General features: G+C 37.2%; 3 protein-coding genes and 1 pseudogene. 1 reads left to right on the top strand and 3 read right to left on the bottom strand.

From position 1 onward, the window contains the following. The first annotated feature begins 215 nt into the window (after window positions 1-215). Window positions 216-1,559, top strand: a complete 1,344-nt coding sequence (locus DM84_RS04460; RefSeq protein WP_250778647.1) for a phosphomannomutase/phosphoglucomutase — start codon at window positions 216-218, stop codon at window positions 1,557-1,559. A gap of 26 nt (window positions 1,560-1,585) precedes the next feature. On the opposite strand, the gene DM84_RS04455 is transcribed toward DM84_RS04460, so the two are convergent. From DM84_RS04455 to DM84_RS06270, 3 genes and pseudogenes are all read right to left on the bottom strand, one after another. After that, window positions 1,586-3,328 carry a type I secretion system permease/ATPase gene (locus DM84_RS04455; protein WP_250778644.1) on the bottom strand — a complete coding sequence of 581 codons (1,743 nt, stop codon included), beginning with the start codon at window positions 3,326-3,328 and terminating at the stop codon, window positions 1,586-1,588. Window positions 3,329-3,503: 175 nt separating this feature from the next. Further along, the gene (gene tsaD, locus DM84_RS04450) at window positions 3,504-4,511 is read right to left on the bottom strand and encodes a tRNA (adenosine(37)-N6)-threonylcarbamoyltransferase complex transferase subunit TsaD (RefSeq protein ID WP_250778641.1); all 1,008 of its coding nucleotides are present in this window, start codon (window positions 4,509-4,511) and stop codon (window positions 3,504-3,506) included. Between the two features lie 71 nt (window positions 4,512-4,582). Next, window positions 4,583-5,321 (bottom strand): annotated as a pseudogene (locus tag DM84_RS06270) (WD_0702 family putative metalloprotease). Between the last annotated feature and the right edge of the window lie 441 nt (window positions 5,322-5,762).

The following is a 5,762-nucleotide window of genomic DNA, read 5'->3' as shown; positions in this document are numbered from 1 at the left end:
ATACCTTATTATTCTGTTCTCTTTCACATCTTCTTTCCTTAACTTGACGCGTATGATTTATAAATACACTCTCCTTTTTTCCTGGCATAACTTTACATTTTTAAAAATATATTATAATATCAACATATTTTCTTAAAAAGTCAACTAATCACTAGGTAAATAAGCTTGAATGTTTGTCTGTAATGTTGTATAGTAGTTACTTCAAGAAGTGCAGTATGGACAATACCATCATAAGAAAATACGATATTAGAGGTGTAGTAGGCAAAGACCTACAGATCAGTGATGGATATGAGATAGGCAGAAAATTTGGCCAAACTGTAGCTAATGTTTGTGTAGGCTATGACAGCAGAATAGATTCGCCAAGTATAGAAAAAGAATTAATCAGGGGCCTAATTTTATCTGGAGCAAATGTTACACGCATAGGATTGTGCTCTTCGCCTATGCTCTACGCTGCAACGCAAATCATGCAGGCAGATCTTGGCATTATGATCACCGCTTCACATAACCCCAGCGAATACAATGGCTTTAAATTTTTCAGCAGTAAGAGAGTTTACTCAGACCAAGAAATGAAGGAAGTTATAAGCAGTCCGATTAAAGACAGTACAAAAATTGGCAGCTCAATTAACATAAATATATATAGTGAGTATATTTGCATATTAAAAGGTGCGCTCAAGAACAACTCTACACAAAAGCTAAAAATAGCTTGGGATTTTGGCAATAGCCCGGCAAGTGGAATTGCGAGGTATATTGAAAAGATCTTACCAGGTCATATACATATCGTAACCAATAACTCTATAGATGGAACATTTCCACTGCACGACCCAGATCCCATAGAGGAGAAAAATCTCGTTCAATTGATTGATATTGTAAAGGAAAATAAATGTGATCTTGGTATTGCACTCGATGGTGATGGTGATAGAGTGCGCTTAATTGATAATAAAGGCAATGTTGTTTCTAATGACCATTTATTTATGATTTTTGTGCGTGAAGTATTGGAAGAATATCCAGGAAGCAAAGTTATTGCTAATATAAAAATGAGCATGAAAGTACATGACTTTATCAGCGGATTAGGAGGGAAAGTAATTGCATGTGCTACTGGACATTCACTAGTTAAGAAAAAGATGGTAGAGGAAGAGGCAAAATTTGCTGGTGAACTGAGTGGACATTTTTTCTCCTCTGAGCTAGGCTTTGATGACGGATTATATTCTGCTATTAAAGCCATTGACGTTTTACTTAAGAAAAATCAAAGTCTATCTGAGGTGATTGAGGATTTACCAAAATTATATATCACCCATGAAGTGAAGGTTGTAGTTAAAGATGAGAAAAAATCTCAAATAATTGAATCAATAAAGAAAACGCTAGAGCAACAAAATATTGCATTTTCAGAGCTCGATGGTATTAAAGTAACCAACAAAGATAATAAAGGTTGGTGGCTCCTTAGAGCGTCAAATACACAAAACTGCATTACAGCAAGATGCGAAGGAGAAACCTTAAAAGATTTTGAACTGACTAAAAAGGTCTTGTTTTATTACATTGATAGTATCCGCTCAATGGAGTAGGTGGACAAGGTAGTGTAAAAAAACAACTAACCACTTGCTGAAGAACATTCACCTTCTGCGGTATTTGATGATGGAGCAACCAATTTGCTTAAAATCTCACCTTTCGCTCCCATAGCACAAATGACACCGCCTGACATGAGGATTACTTTATCAACCACAGATAATAACGGTAGTTTGTGAGTTATGATAATAGTTGTGGTATTTTGTTTTCTTGCAACGTTGATTGCATTAATTAAGCATGCCTCTCCACTACTGTCTAGGTTGGCATTTGGCTCATCAAGTACCAAAAGCTTTGTGTTTCCATAAAAAGCTCTTGCAAGACCAAGCAGTTGTCTCTGCCCACCAGAAAGTGTCACTCCAAAACTCCCTATCGTTGTATCATACCCATTTGGTAAACTCAGTATTAGTTCATGTATTCCTGCAATTTTTGCTGCTTTGATTATTTCTTCAGGATTTGGGTCTGGTCTCATGCGAGCAATATTGGCTTTGACGCTGGTGTTAAATAACTCAATGTCCTGAGGTAAGTAACCAACATAATTACCAAAATTTTCTCGATTCCAAGTGTATACATCGGCACCATCTAGTCTGACTACACCAGATATGGGCTTCCATACACCAACGGTTAACTTTGCAATAGTTGATTTACCAGAAGCACTTGCACCAATAACGCCCACCACATCTCCTGGCTCTATAACAAATGATATCCCTTTTATTGTTGGTTTGTTGCTCCCATAAGGAGTAAAAAATACTCTATCAAATTCCAGTCTTCCTTCGGGTTCTGGTAGAGCCATAGTTTGTTCTCTTTTTGGTGATGTGAGTATAAGTCTTTGCAGTCTACCATACGACATTCTGGCCTGATTTAGAAATTTCCAAGTATGAACTGCTGCATCAAATGGAGCCAATACTCTACCCATTAAAATTGAGGCAGCGATGATGCTACCGGCAGTTTTATGGGCTGTAATTGCAAGTAATGCACCTGTTCCAATTACCGATATTTGCAGAGTCGAGCGCAGAAACTTAGTGATTCCAGTAATTACGTTAGAGCGATTTTGTGCTTTGATTTGCATTGCGCGGTTCTGGTCGTTTCGTTTGCACCAATCAGAAACTATGAATTCTGACATACCCATAGCTTCAACCACTTCTGCATTTCTTGTTGCAACATCTATAGCATTGATATTCCGTATAGTTTCTTCGTTGGTTTCTTGCAATATGCGCTTAGTGGCAAGCTCATTCCATATTGCCATAGAGACTAATATAATGATTCCGGCAATAGCTATAAACCCCGTGGAGGTATGTATCATAAAGATCACAATAAGGTAAATTAACGACCATGGGGTATCAAATAGTGAAAATATACCATTTCCGGTAATGAAATTTTTTATTACCCCAAGATCTCGTAGTGCTTCACCACTGGAAGTTGAGCTTTGCACTGATGTTAGCCTAATTGATCTTACTATCAGGTCTGGTGTCGCAGTTTTATCGATCCAGTCACCAATCTTTGCCATGGCTAGGTATCGACAGGTTTCGAGCATTGCAGAACACGCAAACGCGGATAAAGTGATGATTGTCAGCATAACTAGCGTCGATACGCTTTCACTCGATATTACCCGATCAAGCACCTGAGAGGTATAAAGTGGCAGGAATAACATTAACAAGTTGATTCCTGAACTAAACCAGAAAATGAACCAAAATGCACTTTTACACTTCTCTAAGCAGGTGTATAGCGTACTTTGCTTCAATTCCTTTTTTATCGATGGCGTGATTTCCACAATCTTCCTTTTAACTTGATTACATGCACCATATACAACTTTTATTGCAAAAATATTAACAGCAGCTACTAACTTTAAGTTGATATGATAAAATATTAATATACATAAATAGAAAATATAAACAATGGCAAAAAGAAATAGCTTTCTTTACTACCTAATTTGGAATGGAGAGTCCTTAATAACTTTCCAATTCCCACTTTGGCCTTGGTGCAAAATTTAGTGAATCCATACAACTCTTCTGTAATTTTTCGATGCCTGTCCACCCAACCATTACTGCATTGTCTGTACATAGGTTGCTTGGGGGAAAAAATACGTTCAAGTTTATGTGTTTTTTTAATTTTTCTCTCAGGAAATTATTTGCTGCAACCCCGCCAGTAATTACAAAATCATTGATTTTGATATTTAAAGACGCAGTCATAATAACCGCATTTTTGACTCTATCGAGTAGTATATCGCTAATATACTCTTGAAATGAAGCACATACATTACACACATCTTGCTCGCTCATTTCAAGTTCTTGCACTAAGTTTTTTACTGCTGTTTTGATTCCAGAAAACGAAAGATCACATCCAGGACGGTTTTTCATCGCCCTTGGAAGTTTAAATCTTGTGCCATCACCTTTTTCAGCTAATTTTTCAATTAGTGGACCTCCAGGGTAGCTTAAACCCAGCATCTTAGCAACTTTATCAAATGCTTCACCCAACGAATCGTCTAGTGTTTCTCCAAGTTTAATGTATTTACCCACATCCTGTGCGATTAAAAATTGGCAATGACCGCCTGATATCAATAAGACTAAAAACGGAAATTTGACTTCATATAGTAACCTAATAACCAGTGCATGCGCTTCCAAATGATTAACTGCAATGAATGGTTTTTGTGCTGCATGTGCAATCGCTTTGGCCATCATTGTGCCAACTATTAATCCACCTATGAGTCCTGGTCCTGATGTTGCTGCAATTGCATCCAGATCACAAAAATTAAGGTTAGATTTTTCTATAGCGCTTTTTATTAGACCACTTAAATGCTCCATATGAGCACGTGACGCTATTTCAGGGATCACCCCACCGCGTTTTTTGTGTTCTGTTTGAGAAAGAATCTCGTGGGCAAGTACTTGCTTATCACTATTTACAATTGCTGCTGCAGTTTCATCGCAGCTTGTTTCAACAGCTAAGATAGTTTTCACGTATATTCGAGCATTTTAATTATAAAAACTATACCCTAAAATGCCGTGAAAGTTAACTGTATTCTGCTAAGTTAATCATCATCCCTAAAGATAGAGCTAATTTTTTTGCCTCCAGGAGAAAACTTACCAGTCCAGTTACTCTTCACCTTGGTCACGTCTTGAATGGCAGTTTTATTGCTGTATTCCTTTATTTCCTTATCTATTCTGTCGATTATTTGTAGGGTCTAGGCAGTTCTTTTTCCATTGGTCAGTAGCAAGGAATACCCTGTTTAAATCTTGAGTGCGAATTAAGTACTCTTTATCTTTAGGGTAAACCTCTTGTGCCCAAGCAAATAGCTCAAAATAGCGTGCAAATAATTCCGATGCGCGTGATTTTGCAGTCTGATAAGCTTATATCTCCTTAAATATAACTTGACCGATAATTCTCTGTACAAGAATATTTGCTTGCTTTAGGTTCTGCTCAATATCCTGATAGACTTTATGGAGAAATTCCTGCTCTAGTTTTAGGTTCAGCTCATTTTCAACCATATGTGAAAGTTCATGTACTATGATATACGGATTTGACCTTCTCAGCACAATAACGTACCTATTTATACCGGAAGATTGAGTTGTCTTACATACTCCTTCTTCCGTATCCGTCAGCCCCTCTCGATGTATTTCAAATGAGAGCCTATTTCGCTTTATTAGTGATAAAGTAAGGTTTAATGTGTTCCTAAACTTCTCAAATTGGTAGAAATACTCTATATACCGTGTGGTATTTTCACTATTCCCCACTTTAGTAGCTTGCCTTATTAAGTTCCTAATTAGCATATTTTGTTACTATAGCGATATTTCTGCTTTATACTAGGAAATTGAACCATTACAAAGTGTTTTTAGGGAACTTCATTGTATAAATACCCACAACTGTACGAGCATTGTGTCGAGCCCCTGCAAAGGTGTTCTAAGTAGTCCCTTCTCCTGTCATTCCAGTGCTCCCTTCTTGTCATCCAAGTAGCTGACACTGGCATCCAGTCTTTCCATAATAATTAAAATGTTGTGTTTTAAATTAAGATTAGCTACTTTCTATGCTCACAAAATTAGTTTGCTTGTAAGTAAGCAAACTTTCCTGGATTCCAGCGTCACGCACTGAAATGGTACCCTTCACGGGCTTTTGAATTGCTTTAGCTGCAAACATTAAGAAATTTACCAAATAGAGAAAAAAAGGCAAAAGAAGCCCCGATCGGTGGCTAATTATTTATATGTACCTCAAAT

It is taken from the genome of Wolbachia pipientis, from assembly GCF_023661085.1.
Classification (GTDB): domain Bacteria; phylum Pseudomonadota; class Alphaproteobacteria; order Rickettsiales; family Anaplasmataceae; genus Wolbachia.
The sequence above is the reverse complement of the archived record's forward strand: the minus strand, read 5'-3'. Positions and strand labels throughout refer to the sequence as shown.